This window comes from Pseudomonas putida, assembly GCF_002741075.1.
Classification (GTDB): domain Bacteria; phylum Pseudomonadota; class Gammaproteobacteria; order Pseudomonadales; family Pseudomonadaceae; genus Aquipseudomonas; species Aquipseudomonas putida_T.
This window is the reverse complement of record NZ_CP016634.1, coordinates 1,583,891-1,602,871: the sequence shown is the minus strand read 5'-3', so window position 1 is coordinate 1,602,871 and position 18,981 is coordinate 1,583,891. Positions and strand designations below refer to the sequence as shown.

Below are 18,981 nucleotides of genomic sequence, written 5' to 3'. Positions count from 1 at the left end.
GCACAGCCGGTGACATCCATCGCGTTGTCTGCCCGCTCCCACGGGGTGGTGTCAGTTCCTTCAGTGGCGGGCGAAGCGCGCCAGGCGGGCTTCGTCCAAGGTCAAGCCCAGCCCCGGCGTACGCGGCACGTGCAGCTGGAAGTCGCGGTACTGCGGCGCTTGGGCGACGATCTCTTCGGTCAGCAGCAAGGGCCCGAACAGCTCGGTGCCCCACGTCAGCTGACGCAGGGTAAGGAATGCGTGGGCCGAGGCCAGGGTGCCGATCGAGCCTTCGAGCATGGTCCCGCCGTACAGGGCAATGCCGGCGGCTTCGGCGATCTGCGCGGTGCGCAGCACGGCGCGTGGGCCACCGTTCTTGGCGATCTTCAGGGCGAAGATGCTGGCGGCGCCATCGGCGGCCAGGCTGAAGGCGTCCTCGACGCTTTCGATCGACTCATCGGCCATGATCGGCGCCGGGCTGCGCTGGTTCAGGCGCACCTGGCCGGCGCGGTTGATGCGCGAGATCGGCTGCTCGATCAAGTCGATGCCGTTGTCGCCAAGCACCTGGCAGGCGCGGATGGCCTGGGACTCGTCCCAGTGCTGGTTGACGTCCACCCGCACGCTGGCGCGATCGCCCAGTTCACGCTTGATCGCCACCACGTGCTTGAGGTCCTGCTCCACCGGATTGGCCCCGATCTTGAGCTTGAACACCCGATGGCGACGCACCTCAAGCATGTGCTCGGCCTCGGCGATGTCACGGGCGGTGTCGCCGCTGGCCAGGGTCCAGGCCACTTCCAGGCTGTCGCGCACCCGCCCGCCGAGCAGTTCGCTGACTGGCAGCCCCAGGCGTTTGCCCTGGGCATCGAGCAGCGCACTCTCGATACCGGATTTGGCGAAGGTGTTGCCCTTGGCCAGTTTGTCGAGCTTGAGCATGGCAGCGTTGATGTTGTCCGCCGGCAGGCCGATCAACGCTGGCGCCAGATGCGCGTCGATGTTGGCCTTGATGCCCTCGGGGCTTTCGTAGCCGTAGGCCAGCCCGCCGATGGTGGTGGCCTCGCCGATGCCCTCCACGCCGTCGCTGCAACGCAGGCGCAGGATCACCAGGGTCTGCTGCTGCATGGTGTGCATCGCCAGCTTGTGCGGGCGGATGGTCGGCAGGTCGACGATGATCGCCTCCAGCCGGTCGATAGTCGGGCTTGTCATGCAAGGCCTCCAGTTGCGTCAGTGAACGATCAGGCCTGGGCAGGCGCGACCAGGCCGTGGCGCCGGCCACTGGCCAGGTGCACGGCCATGGCCAGCGCGGCGATGGCTCCAGGAATGGCAAAAGCGATGAAGTTCAGTTGCAGCGGCAGGTTGATGCCCATCAGCGCACCGCCCAGCAGCGGGCCGACGATGGCGCCGTTGCGGCCGATACCCGACGCCCAGCCCAACCCTGTGGAGCGCACCGACAGGCCGTACAACTGAGCCGCGCCGGCATACAGCAGGATCTGCGTACCGATGGTGGTGGCGCCGGCGATGAAGATCAGCCCATAGAGCACCGGCATCGGGCTGTTCACACCCAGAAGGCTGATCGACAGGGCCGCAGCCAGGAAGAACGCCACCTTGACCTTGACCAGGTTGTAGCGGTCCCCCAGCCAGCCGCCGAAGATCGCCCCGGCCATGCCGCCAAAGTTCAACACCAGCAGGAACGACAGGCTCGAACCCAGGCTGTAGCCGGCATTGGCCATCAGCTTCGGCAGCCAGGAGCTGAGCGCGTACACCATCAGCAGGCAGCAGAAGAACGCCAGCCACAGTGCCAGGGTGCGCACCGCCAGGCCCTCGCGGAACAACGCCGCCACCGAAGCGCCCTTGGCCTTGCGCTCCACGACCTGCAGCACATCGTCCGCCTGCACGTCGCAGTCTGGATCCAGGCGCTTGAGCAACGCGCCGGCCTCCTTGACGCGGCCCTGGCGCACCAGAAAACCGATGGACTCCGGCAGGTAGTAGAGAATCACCGGCAACAGCAGCAGCGGCAGCGCCGCGGCAAAGAACATCGACTCCCAGCCAAAGCGTGGCAGCAGGTAGATGCCGACACCCGCCGAGAGCATGCCGCCCAGGGAATACCCGCTGAACATGATCGCCACCAAAGTGCTGCGCAGGCGCTTGGGCGCGTATTCGTTCATCAGCGCCACGGCATTGGGCATCAAGCCGCCGCAGCCGAGCCCGGCGATGAAGCGGTAGATACCGAACTCGCCGGGGCTGGTGGCAAAGCCATTGAGGATGGTCGCCCCGGAAAACAGCGCAAAGCACAGGGCAATGCCCTTCTTGCGGCCGATGCGATCGGCCAGGCTGCCGAATGCCAGGGCGCCGAACATCATGCCGAACAGCGCATAGCTGCCCAGTGCTCCGGCCTGTAATGGGGTCAGCCCCCACGCTTTCATGATGACGGGCAAAACCACGCCATAAATGAACAGGTCATAGCCGTCGAAGATCAGCAACAGGCCGCACCAGGCCATGACCATCCAGTGAAAGGGCGTGAAGCGGGCATTGTCGATGATCGCTTGGACGTCGAGGGTTCGCATGGCATCTCTCTCTGTTGTTTTTGTTGTGTGAAGAAAACCTTGCCGCAGGCGGCCTCAGCCGAGGTCGCCACCACCGACCGGCAACGTGACGCCGGTGATGTAGGAGGCCTCGTCGGAGGCCAGGAAGAGGATCGCGCCGACCTGCTCGTCGATGGTCCCGTAGCGCTTCATCAGGCTGCTGGAGAGGGTCTGGTCGACGATCTGCTGGTACCAGGTCTTTTCCTGCTCGCTCTGCTCAGCGCTGTTGCGCGGGATGCGCCGCGGTGGCGCTTCGGTGCCGCCGGGCGCGGTGGCATTGACGCGTACACCGCGCCCGGCGGTTTCGAAGGCCAGGCAGGCGGTCAGCGCGTTGACCCCGCCCTTGGCAGCGCCGTAGGGCACACGGTTGACGCCACGGGTGGCGATGGACGAGACGTTGACGATGGCGCCGCTGCCACGCTCGAGCATGTAGGGCAGCGCCGCGTGGCAGCACCACAGGGTCGGGAACAACGAGCGACGCACTTCGGCCTCGATCTGCTCGATGTCGTAGTGTTCGAACGGCTTGGCCCAGATGGTCCCGCCGACGTTGTTGATCAGGATGTCGAGGCGGCCGAAGGTCGCGACCGCCTGTGCCATCACCTGGGCGCAGTCGGTGTGTTGCTCAAGGTTCGCGATCAGGGTCAGCACGCCCTCCCCGGCCAACTCGTGGACCAGCTCGGAGCGGTCCACCGCCACCACCTGGGCGCCTTCGGCCTTGAGCCGCCAGCACACACCCCGGCCGATGCCTTGGGCGGCGCCGGTGACCAGGGCGACCTTGCCTTGGAATCTGTTGTTCATCAGCGATTCTCCAGTTGCCCGCCGTCCCTGTGGGAGCGGGTTTACCCGCGAACACCGGCACAGCCGGTGCCATACACCGAGTGGCTTGCTTCGCGGGTAGACCCGCTCCCCCAGCGTTCGCGTACGCAATAAAAAGAGGCCGCCCTCACCCGCACGATGCGGGCAGCCCCGTAAAACCTCAGGCCGCCGCCGCGGCGAACTTCTCGTAGTAGAAGTTGGCCGGGGTGATGCCTTGTTCGCGGATGTACTGGCTGACCGCCTCGACCATCGGGGGCGGGCCGCACAGATAGACGTCCACGTCGCCGTCATTGAGGTGTCGTGGCTCGATGTGCTGGGTCACATAGCCCTTGTGCGGGTACTGGCTGTCGGGATTGGCCACGCAAGCGCTGAAGGTGAAGTTGGGAATCCGCGCGGCCAAGGCTTGCAAGCGGTCCAGCTCGACCAGATCGAAGTCGTTGGTGACCCCGTAGATCAGGTGCAGCGGATGCTCGCTGCCTTGCTCGGCGATCTTTTCCAGCATCGCGGTGAAGGGCGCCAGGCCTGTGCCACCGGCCAGCAGCAACAGAGGCCGCTGGATCGCCCGCAGGTAGAAGCTGCCCAGCGGGCCGGCCAGAGTCATCTGGTCGCCCGCCTTGGCCAGACTGGTGAGGAAACTGCTCATCAGGCCGCCCGGCACGTTGCGGATCAGGAAGCTGACCTCACCGTCCTTCTGCAGCGAGCTGAACGAATAGGCGCGGGTCTGTTCGCTGCCCGGCACCTTGAGGTTGACGTACTGCCCCGGCAGGAACGCCAGGCGATTCAACGCCTCACCCTTGATCGACAAGGCGATGGTGCTTTCGGACAACTGGCGCACATCGCTGATGGCCGCCTCGAAACTGGCCTGCTCGGTCTTGCACAGCTGCGAGGAGGCCGGGATGCGAACCACGCAATCGCTCAGCGCGCGCATCTGGCAGGTCAGGACGAACCCTTGGGCGATCTCGTCTTCGTTCAGGGCGTCTTCGATGAAGTTGTCGCCCAAGTCGTAGCGCCCGGCCTCGGCCTGGCATTTGCAGGTGCCGCAGGCGCCGTCGCGGCAGTCCAGCGGGATGTTGATGCCTTGGCGGTAAGCGGCATCGGCGACGGTCTCGTGGCCATCGGCCTGGATGAAACGGGTGACCCCGTCTTCGAAATTCAGTGCGATCTGGAAGCTCATGGCGTACCTCCGGGGCGAGCCTGGCCGCGGCGCGCCTTGCGGCACCCCGAGCGGCCCTCGTCGTGGCCTGGAATCAGATGTGGTAGATGTCGATGACCTGGCGGACGTAGTCGTTCTTCAGAACCACCTTCTTGGCCAGGATCAACGGCTGTTCGCCGCGCAGATCGAGGGTGTAGAAGCTGGTGCCGAAGTAGCTGTCGGTGGTCTTGTAGCGAAAGCTCAAGGTGTGCCAGTTGAAACGCACCCGGCACTGGCCATGGCCCTGCTCGACGATCTCGATGTTGCTGAGGTTGTGCGAGGTGCGGGTATCCGGCACCGTGGCGCTGGAGCGCTCGGTCTTGATGCGGAACACCCGGTCCTCCAGACCACCACGGTTGCCATACCAAATCAGCGAGATTTCACTCTGCGGGTCTTCGGTGAGCGTGTCGTCATCGTCCCACGAGGGCATCCAGAAGGTCGCATCGGCGGCGTACAGCTCCAGCCATTGGTCCCACTGGGCGTCATCCAGGTAGCGCGCCTCGCGGTAGAGGAAGTCGCGCACGGTCTCGTAAATGCTCATTGCACAGCCTCCACGGGGATCAGACGCTGTTCCTGCTCCAACGCCTTGAGCATGGTGTCCTGCCAGTACTTGTGCTGCAGCACGAACAGGCCTTCATCCTCGGTGCGCACGCCCGAGAGCAGCGGTTGCAGTTCGATCTGCTTGGCGGCCTCGTCGGCGCCTTCGACCCAGTGGGTCGCGCCGCGGGACATGTCGTTCCAGCCGGTGCCGGCGCCGTAGCCGGTCTGGCAGGAGCGGAACTCTTCCAGGTCATCCGGGGTGGCCATGCCACTGACGTTGAAGAAGTCCTCGTACTGGCGGATGCGCTTGGCCCGCGCCTCGGCGCTCTCGCCCTTGGGCGCGATGCAGTAGATGGTGATCTCGGTCTTGTTCACCGAGATCGGCCGGGCCACGCGGATCTGCGAGCTGAACTGATCCATCAGGTACACGTTGGGGTACAAGCACAGGTTGCGCGAGTTTTCGATCATCCAGTCGGCGCGGGCCTGACCGAAATCGGCGGCCAGTTGTTCGCGGCGCTCGTAGGCCGGACGGTCCTCGGGGTTGGCCCAGCGGGTCCACAGCAACAGGTGGCCGTGGTCGAAGGAATAGAACCCCCCGCCCTGCTTGGCCCAGGCGCCGGCACTCATGGTCTTGATCTCGTCCCCGGCCTCGCGCTGCTTGCGCTGGTTCTGGGTGGCGGCGTAGTTCCAGTGCACGGAGCTGACGTGGTAGCCGTCGGCGCCGTTCTCGGCGGTGAGCTTCCAGTTGCCTTCATAGATGTACGAGCTCGAACCGCGCAGCACTTCCAGGCCCTCGGGGGACTGGTCGACGATCATGTCGATGATCTTGGCCGACTCGCCCAGGTGCTCGCGCAGCGGTTTGACATCCGCGTTGAGGCTGCCGAACAGAAAGCCGCGGTAGGACTCGAAGCGGGCGACCTTGGTCAGGTCGTGGGAGCCGTCGCAGTTAAAGCTGTCGGGGTAGCCGGCGTTGGCCGGATCCTTGACCTTGAGCAGCTTACCGCTGTTGTTGAAGGTCCAGCCGTGGAACGGGCAGGTGTAGCTTGAGCGGTTGCCGCGTTTGTGACGGCAGAGCATGGCACCGCGGTGGCTGCAGGCATTGAGGAAGGCATTGAGCTCACCGTCCTTGTTGCGCGCGATGAAGATCGGCTGGCGCCCCATGGTCAGGGTGAGGAAGTCGTTTTTCTCGGGGATCTGGCTTTCATGGGCCAGATAGATCCAGTTGCCCTCGAAGATGTGTTTCATCTCCAGGTCGAACAGGCGCGGGTCGGTGAACATCTCCCGCTTGCAGCGGTAGACACCTTTTTCCCGATCGTCCTCGAGCATGGCATTGAGGTAGTCGAATCCCAGGGACATGGCCAGGGTCTCCATTGTTATTGTTCAGGCCAGGTCAGGTTAGGGATTGGGCGGCGGGGGCAATATCCGGATCGTGCAGAGTGCTATCCACTTTGTGCAGACAGGTCGGCGCGTTGTCTGTATGGGCTTGCGCAATCGCGGGCCAGCCCGCGAGCGGAGGTCAGTTGCGGCGCTTGAGGGTCTCGGACGGCAGCTCGCCGAAGCGTTGCCGGTAGTGCTCGGAGAACCGACCCAGGTGCAGGAACCCATAGTCCATCGCCAGCTCAGTGACATTGCGCACCGAACAGCTGGCATCGCGCAGGCAGGCATGGACCTGCTCAAGCTTGCGTTGACGGATGTACTGCTTGGGCGTGGTGCCCAGGTGGCGGTCGAACAACGCATACAGCGAGCGCACGCTCATGCAGGCCTGCTCGGCCAGCCCTTCGGCGGTGAGTTCGAGCTTGAGGTGGCGGTCGATGTGTTCGAGGATGCGCTCCAGGCTCGCACCCGCCGCGCCCAGGGGTTCGCGCTGGACATTGGTGCTCATCAGCGTCAATAGCTTGCTGGCGACGATCTGGCTGTAGTGGCCCTGCACCCTGGGCAGCGAATCGCTCACCTCGGCCTCATGGCACACCATCGACAGCAGGTTGACGAAGCCATCGAGCTCCTCCAGCCGGTAATGATTGCGCAGGAAACGCACCCCGCCGCTGGGCCGCTGCCAGCGCTGCTCGTCACAGATCGAGTCGAGCAGATGGGTAGGTACTTTGAGGATGAACTTCTCGCAGTCCTCCGAATAGGTCAGGTCCACCGGCTCATCCGGGTTGATCAGCAGCAGCTCGCCCGGCACCAGGTAATGCTCGCGCTGATGCCCCCGCCACAGGCAGTTGCCGTTGAGCAGGATCTGCAGGTGAAAGATGGTCTCCAGCGCAGGCGATGTGACCCGCACGCTGCCGCCGTAGCTGATGCGGCACAGGTCGAGCTCGGCCATCTTGCGGTGGCTGAGGCTGGATTGAGGATGGGTGGTACGGGACAGGCCGATGCAATGCTGGCCCACGTGCCGGTTGACGTAGTCGGACACGACATAAGGGTCGGCGCGATGAAACACGCTGCTGCGCTCGCTCAACAGGCGGCTTTCCATAGGCAAGGCACTCGGCTTCGTTATTGTTCTGGTCGCCGCGTCCTACGGGCACTGGGGCCAGTGGTTGCGGTCGTTCACGGTCAGTCTATCGAGCCGATGGAGGGTGCATGTGGGTAGGCGACCATCGGCGTACTGTTCGCGACACATAATCAAAAAGCCGGGCCTTAGGCAATGCGACCAAAGCAAACGCCGTGCGGATAGCGGACAGGCGCCTACCCTCTGAGTTCGATAATCGAACACCTCGCTTTCTGTAGAAGCGGCACAGGCCGCTCCTACAAGGGCACGGAACGGGGCGTAGTGCTTGGCTGGCAGCAGAGCCCATGACACCCGCTCATCGATGGCCTACTGCACCGGCAGGAAGTTCAGCAACAGCAAGCTTTGCGCGTAGTTCAGGCCGATCCGCCGGTAGCGTTCGTCGAGCATCTGGGCCAACAGGTCCAGGCGCGCGACGATCTTGCCGAACTCCACGGCGAAGCTCAGGTTGCTGCCCTCTTCGGATATTTCGTTGGAGAACAACAGCAGCACGCCGTTGGCGTCCTGGCGTTGGCTCAGCATCCACGTGGCTTTTTCGATGTTACGGGCGGCGTTGTTGACGAACAGCGGGTCGATGGTGTCGGTCATGTAGAACTCGGTGCGCCCGCCGTGGGCGGTGATCAGCATGCTGCCGATGGCATAGATGAAGGCACCGACCCGGTCGCCGCGAAACTCAGGACTCAAGGCGTAGCTCAACGCCGCCAGGTCGCGCCGATCGCCCAACTGGGCCAAAGGCTGGCGCTGCTCGATGGCCAGGCGAATCTGCCGCTCGGCGGTGGCGGCATCGAGGTAGCCCGACTGCTTCCATTGGTTGGGGTTGCGCTGGTAGAGCTTGTTCATCAGCAGGTACAGGCTCTGCAGATTGTCGCGCATGGCGATGGTCGCCATGCGGTCGACGCTGGTCTGGAACAGCTCGCTGGGTTTGCCGTCACCGAACTGGGTGAGGATGTCGCGCCCCTGCTCCTGGGTGCAGGCGCACAGGGCGATCAAGGTAGCTGCCAGGAGCAGGCGGTAGAAGGGTTTGAACAGTGGAACAACCATCGGCACCGGGGTCTGGGATCAACGGCTGGGTCGGGCATCGGCTCAGCCTGGCCATTGATAGAGCGTGCGAATGGAGAAAAGTGCGGTGGGCAAGCGAAACGTTTGAGAGAACAACGGCCTTGTGTTGCTTGCACCGACCTCTTCGCGGATGAACCCGCTCCCACAGGTACAGCGGTGTTGTTGGAAGCACCGCAGAACCAAGCGGGTTCACCCGCGAAGCGATCACATCGCGTGGCGCAGCATTTCGATCACCTGCGCATGCAGCACCGGATCGCCACAGGCCACCACACAGCCGCCATTCTGCGCCGAGCTGCCGTCCCAGGCCGTGATCACACCGCCTGCGCCTTCGATGATCGGCATCAGCGCCTGTACGTCATACGGCTGCAGGCTCGCTTCGACGATCACATCGACAAAGCCCGAGGCCAGCATGCAGTAGGCATAGCAGTCGCCGCCATAACGCATCAGCCGCGCCTTGCCGGCCACCGCCTCGAAGGCCGCCTTGCGCTCAGGGGTGTCGAACATGTCCGGGGTGGTGCACATCAAGGTTGCCGAAGCCAGATCGGCGCAGGCGCGGGTCTTGAGCGGCGTGCCGCTGCGCCAGGCGCCCTCTGGGGTGCCGACGAAGCGCTCGCCGGTGAACGGCTGATTCATCACCCCCACCACCGGGCGTTCGCCGTCGTTCAGGGCGATCAGCGTGCCCCACAGCGGCAGGCCGGTGATGAACGCGCGGGTACCGTCGATCGGGTCCAACACCCAGGTCAACGGGCTGCTGCCTGTGGCCACGCCTTGCTCTTCCCCGAGAATGCCATGGGCCGGGTAGCGTGCCTGGATCTGCTCACGCATGGCCTCTTCAGCGGCCTTGTCGGCCACGGTCACCGGGTCGTACAAGCGCCCGCCCTTGTCCTCGACGTCCAGGCTTGCACGGAAATACGGCTTGATCGCCGCAGCGGCGGCATCGGCCAACTGCTCGGCGAAGGCGCGGAATTCGCCAATCTGTTCAACGCTCAGGGACATGGATCGGGCCTCGATGTAGGAGAAAAGGCACGCATCATACCCCAGTCACCGGGCACTGGAGGCATCGGCGCAGGGCCCATCAGCCACCAGCGTCTAGACTGAGAGAGAAACTTGGGCGCCGCTTGGCGCGTAAACCGGCACGGGCAGTTTGGGGGCTGCCACACGTGGAGGTATGAGATGAGCCAGTTCAAGCGATTGTTCGTGATGCTCGGCCCCCAGATGCGCCATACACCTGCCCTGCAACGGGCCGCGGCGCTGGCCGAATCCAGCGGAGCCCTGCTGGATATCAACGTGTTCGTTGACGATATCGACACCTTTGGTCTGATGAGCGACAGCCGCGAGCGTGAGCGGCTGCTTGAGCACAACCGTCAGTGGCTGGCCGATGAAGTCGAGCAGTTACGCAACGCCGGACTGGATGTGTCCACCGAGTTGCTGCTGACCCGCGACCCGCTGGGCAGCGTGCTGGAGCAGGTGGAGCGCCTGGGTTGCGACTTGCTGATCAAGGACGTGCAGCACGAACCCGTACTCAAACGCCTGTTGGTGACACCGCTGGACTGGCAGTTGCTCAAGGACAGCCCTGTGGCCGTGCACTTGGTCAGCGACATCCGCCTGCCCCTGCCCCGGCAGATCGCCGCGGCGGTCGATCTCAACTGCCATGGTGCCGGCGAGCACCTGGACGAACAGGTCATCCACTGCGCCCATGCCCTGGCCCTGCAATGCAACGCCGAGTTGCACCTGTTGCACGTCTGCGACGCGGCCAAGACCCATATCGCCGACTTCGGCGCCGGTACCGTGACCATGCCAGGCTTCGACGGCAGCGTACGCACGGCCCAACGCGCGGCGTTCAACCGCCTGGGCGATCATCATCAGATCGATCTTGAGCGTCGGCATTTTCTCGAAGGGCCGGCCATCCGCGCGATTGCCCAGTTCGTCAGCCACAGCCGGGCCGATGTGATCGTCATGGGCAGCCATCGTCACGATGCGATGCAGACCTTCCTCGGCGGCACCACCGCCCATGTGGTGGAGCATCCGCTGTGCAATGTGCTGGCGATCAAGGCGGTGCGCTGACATGCAGAGACGTTGCAGGCGTGCTAAAGCCGTTGTCTCGCGTTGCCTGCGCTGGCCTTTCTGCGGGTAAACCCGCTCCCAGAGGATTGGCGGTGATCCCTGTAGGAGCGGGTTTACCCGCGAAGACCGGCGCAGCCGGTGCCAGGCAACGCGTAGCGCTCCTGCAGCCGCGCTACTGCTCGATGGGGATCAGAAGCCCTTGCTGTAGTACAGCGAGTAGGACTCGATGCCGTCGTTAGGCTGCTTGAGGCCGGCGTTGGAATAGTGCATCGCACGCACGCCGATCTTCTGTTCGGCTGGCAACTTCAGACCAAAGCCGATGCGGTCTTCGAAGTTGACCGAAGAGCCCAGGCGCTGATCACCCACATCGGTCTTGGAGAAGGCTGCAAGACCAATACCGGCTTCAATGAACGGCGTATAGGTAAAACCGCTGAACTCATAGACGAATACCGGGCTGAACGACAGCGAGTGCGCCCCGCTGGCTTCGCCGCCTTCCCAATAGGTGTAGGCCGCATCCCAGTAACCGGTCAGGTGGCCGGTGTTGCTTTCGAACCACTTCTTGTCCCAGTCGAACGACAGGCCGATACGGTAGGTCATGTCGCCTTGGCCGGTGGCGCCAACGGCGCCGGACACTTGTGCGGCCTGGGCCATGTTGGCGCCGGCGAAAGCCAGGACGGCGGCGGCCAGCGAAGCGGCGAGACGGGTTTTCATCTATGAATCTCCTGATGGTCTTCACGGACAAGCCAGCGCACTATCTGCCGGCTTGATTCCAAATGGGGGGCTTTTGCCCCTCCTTTTTAGTGTCCTGAATCGCGTGCATCCAACCACGTTACAAGACGTAATACTTTTTGGATTATCGGCCAATCAAACAAAAAGTTGAAAGGTTGTTTGCCACCTACGGATAAAACACTCTGTTGCACATTTGTAAATAATCCAGGCGCTGCGCAGAATTTTTATATCGCAGCGCCAAAAGGCCCCTCAGAATTACCTTAAACATGCCGACTAATTTGCCTCCCGCAGAGGCTGTCGGCAGGCCCCTCAGTCATACACCGACTCCTCGTGCTCACCCAACAAACGCCGCTGCCGGGGCGTCGCCTCTTCCAGCACGTCAGGGTTGAAGTGCCAGGTCAAATAGGGCGAGAACTTCTGCGCGACCATACGCCGGCCATAGTGCACTTGCAGCATGTCGCGCGTATCCCCTGCACTGTGATTGGCACCACCGCCGTGCCACAGGTCACTGCGAAACACCAGCGCATCACCGGCATGGCAGCGTATCTCCCTGGCGCCCTGCCCCAGCCAGCTGTCCTCGCCCTCCTGAGGCGGGCGGCCGGCGAAGTGGCTACCTGGCACGATGCGCGTCGGGCCAACGGACTCATCGACATCGCACAGATACAACTGCGCTGTGAGTATCTGGACCGGCTGGCAGTAGTCCTTGCGGGCGCGGATCCAGTCCGGCAACTCCAGCGGCAGGTAATCCAGGTGCAGCCCCATTCCGGGGTAGCCGGGATGGCTGCGCCAGGCTGTCTGGCCGATCACGTGGCAGTCGTGCCCCAGGACGGCCTCGGCCAGATCGATCAATGGCGGAAGGTCCAGGAACGACAACCACAGCGGATTGCGGTTGAACACACATTTGTAGTGTTCCAACAGCCCTTGGTAATCCCAATGAAGCGGCTGCAACTCGTCGATGGCGCAGCGCAGCAGGGCAACGCGCAGTGGCTCCAGAACGCCTGGAATCAGTACGTAGCCGCATTCATCCAGCGATTTCAACTGAGTTTCCAGGTTCATGGCCATGCTCCGGCAGGCGCTCTGCTGAAATATCAGAAGGACGCGGAATCAGGATCGTTCAAAAAATATAGGCCCGATCGCTTCCTCCTGCAGGAGGCCACGATCTGGCCTATAGGCTGATTCCCGTAGGGGTACAAATGTACTCCTACGCATTCAAGGGCTCTTCACTGCCAGTGAAGGCTCACATTGGCGGGGGATTTGCCGCTCACCGTCACCTGTTGCTGCACGGTCTGCCCATCGGCATTGCCGGTGACCCGGTACTGCCCTGGCGGCAATTGCACGAATAACAGTGGGCCGACATCCTGCAACGCCAGCACCGGCTGGCCTTGGGCGTTCTGGATATCCACCGTGGCGCCACTCTGGAACTTGTCGTCCGCGCCAACGGACAAGGTGACGTGCAGGTCGTAGCCGGTGGTGCGACGCAAGGCATTGGCTTCATCCTGGCCGATTCCGCCTTGCAGGTAACGCACGCCGTTCTGCTCCTGCGGTTGCAACTGTACGGCCTGCGGATCGATCGGCGCGTTCAGGTCGGCCGCAGCGGCGAGGGTCCAAGGCAAGGCCAAGGCCACCAGCAAGGCGGCGCACAGCCCGTAATGGTGTTTGCGCATGGTGCATTCCTCCCTTCGAGGGGATGGTCTACACAATGTTCGACGCCACGTCGCCAGTGGTGTTCGGCCCGGGGGTGGCCGTCGGTCAGGCCGTGCGCCGCTCCTCCAGCAGCTTGACGAACATGCTCAGGCTGCGCGAGACCGTGCCCCGGCGCCACACCAGCCAGGTCTTGAGGTAGCGAAAATCCTCCGACAACGGCCAGACGCTCACCGTGCTGCAGCCTGGCATGCTGTCGAGCATGCTGCGTGGCATCAAGGCCAGGCCGGCACCGGCGCTTACGCAGGCCAGCATGCCGTGGTAGGACTCCATCTCATGGATCTTGCCCGGCACCGCCTGGTCCTGGACAAACCAGTTTTCGAAATGATGGCGATAGGAGCAGTTGGCCCGGAAGGCATAGATGCTCTCCCCGTTCACATCGCGGGCACGGCTCACCGGAGCATGATTGAGCGGCGCGATGATGACCATTTCCTCCTCGAATACCGGCATGCCTTCAAGGGTGGGATGCAGCACCGGACCGTCGACGAACGCCGCCACCAGGCGCCCGGACAGCACCCCTTCGAGCATGGTGCCCGACGGGCCGGTGGACAGGTCCAGGTCGACCTTGGGAAAACGCTGGTTGTAGGCCGCCAGCAGCCCGGGAATGCGCACCGCCGCCGTGCTTTCCAGCGATCCCAGGGCAAAGGTGCCCTGGGGATCCTCGCCGGCCACGGTCAAACGCGCCTCGTGCACCAGATCGAGGATACGCCGGGTGTACTCGAGAAAGTTCCAACCCGCCGGCGACAGCCGCAGCCGGCTTTTTTCCCGGATGAACAGCTCGACGCCCAAGTCCTCTTCCAGTTGCTTGATACGCGTGGTCAGGTTGGACGGAACGCGATGGATCTGCTGCGCCGCAGCACTGATGCTGCCGTGCTCGGCCACGGCCTTGAAGATTTCCAGTTGCACCAGGTCCACGGTCTTTCTCCATTCGTGAATGTTTCGCTCATTATTATTCAGTTTTCATTAAAACCGCACACCACTAGTCTGAGCCTCAGTCGGATACAACAACGAGGAACCCGCCATGAGCGAGATCAGCAGCCTGACCCATGCCATTTCCGTCGACCCGCACAGCGGTGAACGGATCGGCCATTACGCCTTCGACACCGACGCCGCACTGGAAGCGGCGCTGCAACGCGCCAAGCAAGGCTTTGGCCGGTGGCGCCAGGTGTCGCTGGGTCAGCGCAGTGAATACCTGCTCGCCCTGGCAGGCGCCCTGCAAGCCAATCACGAAGCCTTCGCCCAGATGATCACCCGCGAGATCGGCAAGCCGATCACCCAGGCCCGTGGTGAAGTGAGCAAGTGCATCGGCCTGTGCCAGTGGTACGCCGAACACGGTCCGGCCATGCTTGCGCCGGAGCCGACCCAGATCGAGAAAGCCCGCATCGAGTACCGTCCGATGGGGCCGATCCTGGCCGTGATGCCGTGGAACTTCCCGATCTGGCAGGTCCTGCGTGGCGCCGTGCCCGCGCTGCTGGCCGGCAACACCTATGTCCTCAAGCATGCCCCGAACGTGATGGGCAGCGCTTACCTGCTGCTCGAAACCTTCAAGCAGGCCGGGCTGCCCGAAGGCGTGTTCGAAGTGATCAACGTCACTCCAGAGGGCGTCACCCGGGCCATCAATGACCCACGCATCGCCGCCGTCACACTCACCGGCAGCGTACGGGCCGGCATGGCCATCGGTGCCCAGGCCGGCGCGGCGCTGAAAAAATGCGTGCTGGAACTGGGCGGCTCGGACCCATTCATCGTCCTGGCCGACGCCGACCTGGACGCGGCGGTCAAGGCTGCCGTCATCGGCCGTTACCAGAACACCGGGCAGGTCTGCGCCGCCGCCAAGCGCATGATCGTCGAGCAAGGCGTCGTCGAGGCATTCACCCGCAAGTTCGTCGAGGCGACCCGTGAACTGAAAGTGGGTAACCCGCTGCACGACGATACCTACATCGGCCCCATGGCCCGCTTCGACCTGCGCGATGAGCTCGACGGCCAAGTCCAGGCGACCCTGGCCGAAGGCGCCACCCTGCTGCTCGGCGGCAACAAGGCCGAAGGCGTGGGCAACTACTACGAGCCCACCGTGTTCGGCGATGTCACCCCCGAGATGACCGCTTTCAAGCAAGAGCTGTTCGGCCCAATTGCTGCGATCATCACCGCCCGCGATGCCGACCATGCAGTGGAACTGGCCAACGACAGCGAATTCGGCCTGGCCTCGACCATCTACACCGCCGACCTCGCCCTGGCCGAGCGCATGACCGCCGCCCTGGACACCGGTGGCGTGTTCATCAACGGCTACTGCGCCTCCGACCCACGCGTGGCCTTCGGCGGTGTGAAGAAGAGCGGTTTCGGTCGTGAACTGTCGCACTTTGGTGTGCGCGAGTTCTGCAACGTGCAGACCGTCTGGCTGGATCGCAACTGATCCCTGCCCACCAAGGCCGCCGCCGCATTCGCGACTGAGCCCGCCCCCGCCGGGTCCATCGGTGCTCTGGACAGCACCGCGGTACCTGTAGGAGCGGGTTTACCCGCGAACCAACCCGTGCAAGCCACGAAAGACAGTCTCCCCCATAAACGGCGAGCGCATCATCAGACCTGCAGGTCGGCGATCAGCCGCAGCAGCCTCACCGTGTCGATGTCCAGCAGCCCTGCCGCCTCCCGGGCCGCGGAGAACTTGACGACTACCGTTTGCGTGCGGGTATCGGCATACAGGTACTGGCCGTGGATGCCGCTGCCCATCAGGGCGCGGTCGTCCAGCACGTAGAACTGGCTCTTGTAGGCACCGCCCGGCAGCCAGCGGCTGTAATCGCAATTGTCGCGCAGGTACGCAGGCTCGGCGCTGGCCAGGATCCGCTCGAAGAGCTTCGCCGGCAGGACCTGGCGATTGTCCAACCGCCCCTTGTTCGCCAGCAGCAAGCCGACGCGCCCCAGGTCCGCCAGGGTGGAACACACCCCTGCTCCGGTAATGCCCCGCCCCCAGGCATCGGTGATGTACAAGCCGTCATCCTCGCACCCCAGGCTGCGCCATAGCCGCTGCACCAGCCGTGGAAACGCAAGCCCCGTGACCACCTCGGCGACCCAGCCCAGCACCTCGCTGTTGGCCGTCACGTACTGGAAGAATCCACCGTGGGCGCGGTTCTGACGCAGCGACAGCAGGTAGCTGTGCAGTGACTGCGCGCACACCTGCCCGTCAGCTGGGCGGATCAACCCGCTGGCGTAGGTGTAATGCGAAGCGTGCGAGGTCGGGTCGGTGTAGTCCTCGCGGTAGTCGACGCCCACCGCCATGTCCAGCAAATGGCCAACGCTGGCACTGGCGTAGGCGGTGCCAGCCAGGTCGGGAATCAGCTGCGCCACCTGGGTGTCGTGGCTCAGGGCGCCGCGGTAGATCAGCTCCTCGACGATCAGCCCGACCAGCACCTGGCTCACCGAGAACCAGGCATGGCGATCGCCCACCTGCAGGCCGTTGTAGGTGCGTTCGAAGACCACCGCACCGTTACGGATCACCAGCAGGCCACAGGTCTGGCTGGCTCGCAGGTGCATGTCCAAGGTCACCCTCAGGCCACAGACGCTGTCGAAGGCCAGGTCTTCCAGGGGCCAGGGGGTATGGCGCGAGGGGGCGGGAGTTGCGCCTTCGCGGCGGATCGCCTCAGTGGGAAACAACTTGCTGACATTGCGAAACGCCCAGGTGCTGTAGGGATAGGCCAGCCAGTTGTGCCGCCCCACGCGTCTATCCGCAGGCGGTGGTAAGCCCTCCATGATGCCCTCAAGCGCAGGGTCCGGCCCGCTGGGCGGGTCGGCGACCTTGAGGTAGGCGGCGCGTAGCGCGTCGTGATCGACTGGGTCATAGAGATGCGAAGACACAGAAGCTCCCACACAGACAGCCCGGCAGCACATTGAATGCCCGAATGCAGGCACAACGCGACTCCAGAAACGACACATGTCGCCCACAGGTATGTTTGGCGAGCATTGACAGCGCCTTTGTCGTTAACGGAACCGATCCACCGCTCAAGAAAAACAATAGTCCTGGCCAGCCCCCTGGAGACTGGAGACAACATGATGCGCCTGACCCCTGCTCTGCTGCTGGCCGTGAGCGTGTTCGCCACCCAAGGCCATGCCCAGCCACAACCGATCGATCAACAACGCTTCGCCAGCCAAAAGCAGCAGGCCTTGCTGCCCAACGGCACCACCCTGGCCTACTACGAGGCCGGCGATCCGAAAGGCCCGGCCTTGGTGCTGCTGCATGGGTTCACCGACAATGCCCGCTCCTGGAGCTTGACCCTGCCTTACCTGGACGCGCGCTACCGGATCATCGCCGTCGACCTGCGTGGCCATGGCCGCAGCAGCGCGCCCGAATGCTGCTACGCCCTGAACGACATGGCCTATGACATCCGCCTGCTGCTCGACCGCTTGGGCATCGCCAAGGCCAGCCTGGTGGGGCACTCGCTGGGCAGCATCCTCGCCCAGACCTTGGCCGAGCAATACCCCGAGCGCGTCGACAAAGTGGTGCTGGTATCCAGTACCGGCTCCACCACCGAGTTGAGCCAGGAAGGCAGTTGGCTGGCCACCCAGATCGCCGCGCTCAAGGCACCGATCGACCCCGACTCGCCCTTCATGCGTGAGTGGTACGCCAACCCGCTGCCGGTCGATGCGGACTTCATCGCTCGGGAGCGGGTCGAAAGCGCTGCCGTGCCCTTGCAGGTCTGGCGTGGCGTGCTGCACGCCTTGCAGGTCACCGAATTCGGCCGTGACTTGCCCAAACTCAAGGCACCTGTGTTGATCCTGCATGGCAGCCAGGATTCGCTGTTCGACGCCAATGCCCAAACCGCGCTACGACAGGCCCTGCCTCAGGCCAGGTTCCACGCCTTCGCCGATGCCGGTCACAACCTGGCCTGGGAACACCCACAGGCCGCCGCCGAACAGATCAACGCCTTTCTCGCCAGCACCGCTGAAGAGACTGCGCGGGTCAGCCCTGGCGCAACCAGTCGATGAAACGGGCGAACAGCTCCGATTGGGAATTGATCTCAAGCTTGAGATAGAGGTTCTTGCGGTGCATGCGCACTGTTTCCGGTGAGATCCCCAGCTCGATGGCCGTGGACTTGACCGAGTGCCCGCGCAGGATCATGTGCGCCACTTCGCGCTCCCGGTCGGTGAGCACCTGGCAGCCGAAACTGTCGAACGCCGCCTGCAGGTCGCCGGGCTCGTTAGCTTGAGGGGCTTCCAACAGGTGCGCACGGGCATAGCGCCCCAGCAGTTCGCGCACCATCGGCTCCACTGCCCGCAGCAGGTCCAGTTGCGCAGCGCTCAGGCGCGTGCCGCTGCAGCCCTGGAACAGGCTCAGGGAGACTTTGCGGTCCTCGGCGATGTCGGCGATGAAGTAGCTGTCTTCGCTGCAACCGGTGCCCAGGTAATAGGCTTTGTAATAGTCGCTGTCGAAGAAGTTGTCCGGCGCGATGTCGGCCAGATGATAGAAACCCTCGGCCAACCCGTTTTCCACCGCCAGGCAGAACGGGTCGAGCAGGTAGCCTGCGGCGAAATACCGATTAAGCACTGCATCGCGGTGGCATTCCGGGATGCCCTGCTGGTAGAGCAACCGTGGTGCCCGCCCCCGGCATTCCAAGCTGATCATCATCGATTCGACCGACACCAGCTGGCCGAGCGCGGCGCCCAGATGGGCCAGGGCATCGGCCGTGTCGCTGTGGGCGAAGGCGTGCTGCAAGGCTGCATGCCACTGCTGCAGGGCGCTGAAAGTCAGGGTGATGGGCGTATCGGGGGTAGGCTGGGTCATGCCCGGCAGTCTAGCCTGCCGGGCAGGTGCGCGCACAGCCTGTCTTAGG

18 protein-coding genes are annotated in these 18,981 nt (G+C 63.8%); 3 read left to right on the top strand and 15 right to left on the bottom strand.

Annotation, left to right across the window (positions count from 1 at the left end):
* Positions 1-60: 60 nt before the first annotated feature.
* The 9 genes from IEC33019_RS07505 to hisN form a co-directional block, all read right to left on the bottom strand.
* On the bottom strand, positions 61-1,182 hold the full coding sequence (locus IEC33019_RS07505; protein ID WP_070090883.1) for a muconate cycloisomerase family protein: 1,122 nt from the start codon (positions 1,180-1,182) through the stop codon (positions 61-63).
* Positions 1,183-1,211: 29 nt separating this feature from the next.
* Positions 1,212-2,540, bottom strand: a complete 1,329-nt coding sequence (locus tag IEC33019_RS07500; RefSeq protein WP_070090884.1) for an MFS transporter — start codon at positions 2,538-2,540, stop codon at positions 1,212-1,214.
* A gap of 54 nt (positions 2,541-2,594) precedes the next feature.
* Positions 2,595-3,356 carry a 1,6-dihydroxycyclohexa-2,4-diene-1-carboxylate dehydrogenase gene (locus IEC33019_RS07495; protein ID WP_070090885.1) on the bottom strand — a complete coding sequence of 254 codons (762 nt, stop codon included), beginning with the start codon at positions 3,354-3,356 and terminating at the stop codon, positions 2,595-2,597.
* A gap of 178 nt (positions 3,357-3,534) precedes the next feature.
* Positions 3,535-4,548, bottom strand: a complete 1,014-nt coding sequence (gene benC, locus IEC33019_RS07490; RefSeq protein ID WP_070090886.1) for a benzoate 1,2-dioxygenase electron transfer component BenC — start codon at positions 4,546-4,548, stop codon at positions 3,535-3,537.
* A 73-nt stretch (positions 4,549-4,621) separates the two neighbouring features.
* Positions 4,622-5,107, bottom strand: coding sequence for a benzoate 1,2-dioxygenase small subunit (gene benB / locus IEC33019_RS07485; RefSeq protein ID WP_070090887.1), 486 nt, complete (start codon positions 5,105-5,107; stop codon positions 4,622-4,624).
* Positions 5,104-6,462 (bottom strand): benzoate 1,2-dioxygenase large subunit, encoded by a 1,359-nt coding sequence (gene benA / locus IEC33019_RS07480; protein WP_070091018.1) that lies wholly within the window; start codon positions 6,460-6,462, stop codon positions 5,104-5,106. Before benA ends, benB begins: the two co-directional genes overlap by 4 nt.
* A gap of 160 nt (positions 6,463-6,622) precedes the next feature.
* Positions 6,623-7,579 (bottom strand): helix-turn-helix transcriptional regulator, encoded by a 957-nt coding sequence (locus IEC33019_RS07475; RefSeq protein ID WP_070090888.1) that lies wholly within the window; start codon positions 7,577-7,579, stop codon positions 6,623-6,625.
* Positions 7,580-7,921: 342 nt separating this feature from the next.
* On the bottom strand, positions 7,922-8,653 hold the full coding sequence (locus IEC33019_RS07470) for a hypothetical protein (RefSeq protein ID WP_070090889.1): 732 nt from the start codon (positions 8,651-8,653) through the stop codon (positions 7,922-7,924).
* A gap of 222 nt (positions 8,654-8,875) precedes the next feature.
* Entirely contained in the window at positions 8,876-9,667 is a 792-nt protein-coding gene (hisN, locus tag IEC33019_RS07465) for a histidinol-phosphatase (protein ID WP_070090890.1), read from the bottom strand.
* Positions 9,668-9,844: 177 nt separating this feature from the next.
* On the opposite strand from hisN, the gene IEC33019_RS07460 reads away from it, so the two are divergent.
* Positions 9,845-10,735, top strand: a complete 891-nt coding sequence (locus IEC33019_RS07460; RefSeq protein WP_070090891.1) for a universal stress protein — start codon at positions 9,845-9,847, stop codon at positions 10,733-10,735.
* Positions 10,736-10,924: 189 nt separating this feature from the next.
* Here the strand turns inward: IEC33019_RS07460 and IEC33019_RS07455 are convergent, their stop codons facing one another.
* From IEC33019_RS07455 to ptrR, 4 genes are all read right to left on the bottom strand, one after another.
* A complete protein-coding gene (locus IEC33019_RS07455) occupies positions 10,925-11,386 on the bottom strand; it encodes an acyloxyacyl hydrolase (RefSeq protein ID WP_371906675.1) in 462 nt (153 codons plus the stop codon).
* A gap of 387 nt (positions 11,387-11,773) precedes the next feature.
* Positions 11,774-12,520, bottom strand: coding sequence for a phytanoyl-CoA dioxygenase family protein (locus IEC33019_RS07450; protein WP_070090892.1), 747 nt, complete (start codon positions 12,518-12,520; stop codon positions 11,774-11,776).
* A gap of 164 nt (positions 12,521-12,684) precedes the next feature.
* On the bottom strand, positions 12,685-13,128 hold the full coding sequence (locus IEC33019_RS07445) for a hypothetical protein (protein WP_070090893.1): 444 nt from the start codon (positions 13,126-13,128) through the stop codon (positions 12,685-12,687).
* 85 nt (positions 13,129-13,213) lie between these two features.
* Positions 13,214-14,080 (bottom strand): putrescine utilization regulator PtrR, encoded by an 867-nt coding sequence (ptrR, locus tag IEC33019_RS07440; RefSeq protein ID WP_070090894.1) that lies wholly within the window; start codon positions 14,078-14,080, stop codon positions 13,214-13,216.
* Positions 14,081-14,186: 106 nt separating this feature from the next.
* Between ptrR and IEC33019_RS07435 the strand changes: the two genes are divergently transcribed.
* A complete protein-coding gene (locus IEC33019_RS07435; RefSeq protein WP_099593246.1) occupies positions 14,187-15,572 on the top strand; it encodes an aldehyde dehydrogenase family protein in 1,386 nt (461 codons plus the stop codon).
* 164 nt (positions 15,573-15,736) lie between these two features.
* On the opposite strand, the gene IEC33019_RS07430 is transcribed toward IEC33019_RS07435, so the two are convergent.
* Complete coding sequence (locus IEC33019_RS07430; protein WP_070090896.1) at positions 15,737-17,008, bottom strand: serine hydrolase domain-containing protein; 1,272 nt, start codon at positions 17,006-17,008, stop codon at positions 15,737-15,739.
* A 192-nt stretch (positions 17,009-17,200) separates the two neighbouring features.
* Here IEC33019_RS07430 and IEC33019_RS07425 point away from each other — a divergent pair, with 192 nt between their 5' ends.
* Positions 17,201-18,136: an alpha/beta fold hydrolase gene (locus IEC33019_RS07425; protein ID WP_099593242.1), complete on the top strand. Its 936-nt coding sequence runs from the start codon at positions 17,201-17,203 to the stop codon at positions 18,134-18,136.
* On the opposite strand, the gene IEC33019_RS07420 is transcribed toward IEC33019_RS07425, so the two are convergent.
* A complete protein-coding gene (locus tag IEC33019_RS07420) occupies positions 18,111-18,932 on the bottom strand; it encodes a helix-turn-helix domain-containing protein (protein WP_081337384.1) in 822 nt (273 codons plus the stop codon). The two genes, IEC33019_RS07425 and IEC33019_RS07420, sit on opposite strands and share 26 nt — an antisense overlap.
* Positions 18,933-18,981: the final 49 nt, after the last annotated feature.

What these genes read in the sequence shown, in the direction of transcription:
- IEC33019_RS07505 (WP_070090883.1), bottom strand. Translation starts at nt 1,182, where the DNA reads ATGACAAGCCCGACTATCGACCGGCTGGAGGCGATCATCGTCGACCTG.
- IEC33019_RS07500 (WP_070090884.1), bottom strand. Translation starts at nt 2,540, where the DNA reads ATGCGAACCCTCGACGTCCAAGCGATCATCGACAATGCCCGCTTCACG.
- IEC33019_RS07495 (WP_070090885.1), bottom strand. Translation starts at nt 3,356, where the DNA reads ATGAACAACAGATTCCAAGGCAAGGTCGCCCTGGTCACCGGCGCCGCC.
- benC (WP_070090886.1), bottom strand. Translation starts at nt 4,548, where the DNA reads ATGAGCTTCCAGATCGCACTGAATTTCGAAGACGGGGTCACCCGTTTC.
- benB (WP_070090887.1), bottom strand. Translation starts at nt 5,107, where the DNA reads ATGAGCATTTACGAGACCGTGCGCGACTTCCTCTACCGCGAGGCGCGC.
- benA (WP_070091018.1), bottom strand. Translation starts at nt 6,462, where the DNA reads ATGTCCCTGGGATTCGACTACCTCAATGCCATGCTCGAGGACGATCGG.
- IEC33019_RS07475 (WP_070090888.1), bottom strand. Translation starts at nt 7,579, where the DNA reads ATGGAAAGCCGCCTGTTGAGCGAGCGCAGCAGCGTGTTTCATCGCGCC.
- IEC33019_RS07470 (WP_070090889.1), bottom strand. Translation starts at nt 8,653, where the DNA reads ATGGTTGTTCCACTGTTCAAACCCTTCTACCGCCTGCTCCTGGCAGCT.
- hisN (WP_070090890.1), bottom strand. Translation starts at nt 9,667, where the DNA reads ATGTCCCTGAGCGTTGAACAGATTGGCGAATTCCGCGCCTTCGCCGAG.
- IEC33019_RS07460 (WP_070090891.1), top strand. Translation starts at nt 9,845, where the DNA reads ATGAGCCAGTTCAAGCGATTGTTCGTGATGCTCGGCCCCCAGATGCGC.
- IEC33019_RS07455 (WP_371906675.1), bottom strand. Translation starts at nt 11,386, where the DNA reads ATGGCCCAGGCCGCACAAGTGTCCGGCGCCGTTGGCGCCACCGGCCAA.
- IEC33019_RS07450 (WP_070090892.1), bottom strand. Translation starts at nt 12,520, where the DNA reads ATGAACCTGGAAACTCAGTTGAAATCGCTGGATGAATGCGGCTACGTA.
- IEC33019_RS07445 (WP_070090893.1), bottom strand. Translation starts at nt 13,128, where the DNA reads ATGCGCAAACACCATTACGGGCTGTGCGCCGCCTTGCTGGTGGCCTTG.
- IEC33019_RS07435 (WP_099593246.1), top strand. Translation starts at nt 14,187, where the DNA reads ATGAGCGAGATCAGCAGCCTGACCCATGCCATTTCCGTCGACCCGCAC.
- IEC33019_RS07425 (WP_099593242.1), top strand. Translation starts at nt 17,201, where the DNA reads ATGATGCGCCTGACCCCTGCTCTGCTGCTGGCCGTGAGCGTGTTCGCC.
- IEC33019_RS07420 (WP_081337384.1), bottom strand. Translation starts at nt 18,932, where the DNA reads ATGACCCAGCCTACCCCCGATACGCCCATCACCCTGACTTTCAGCGCC.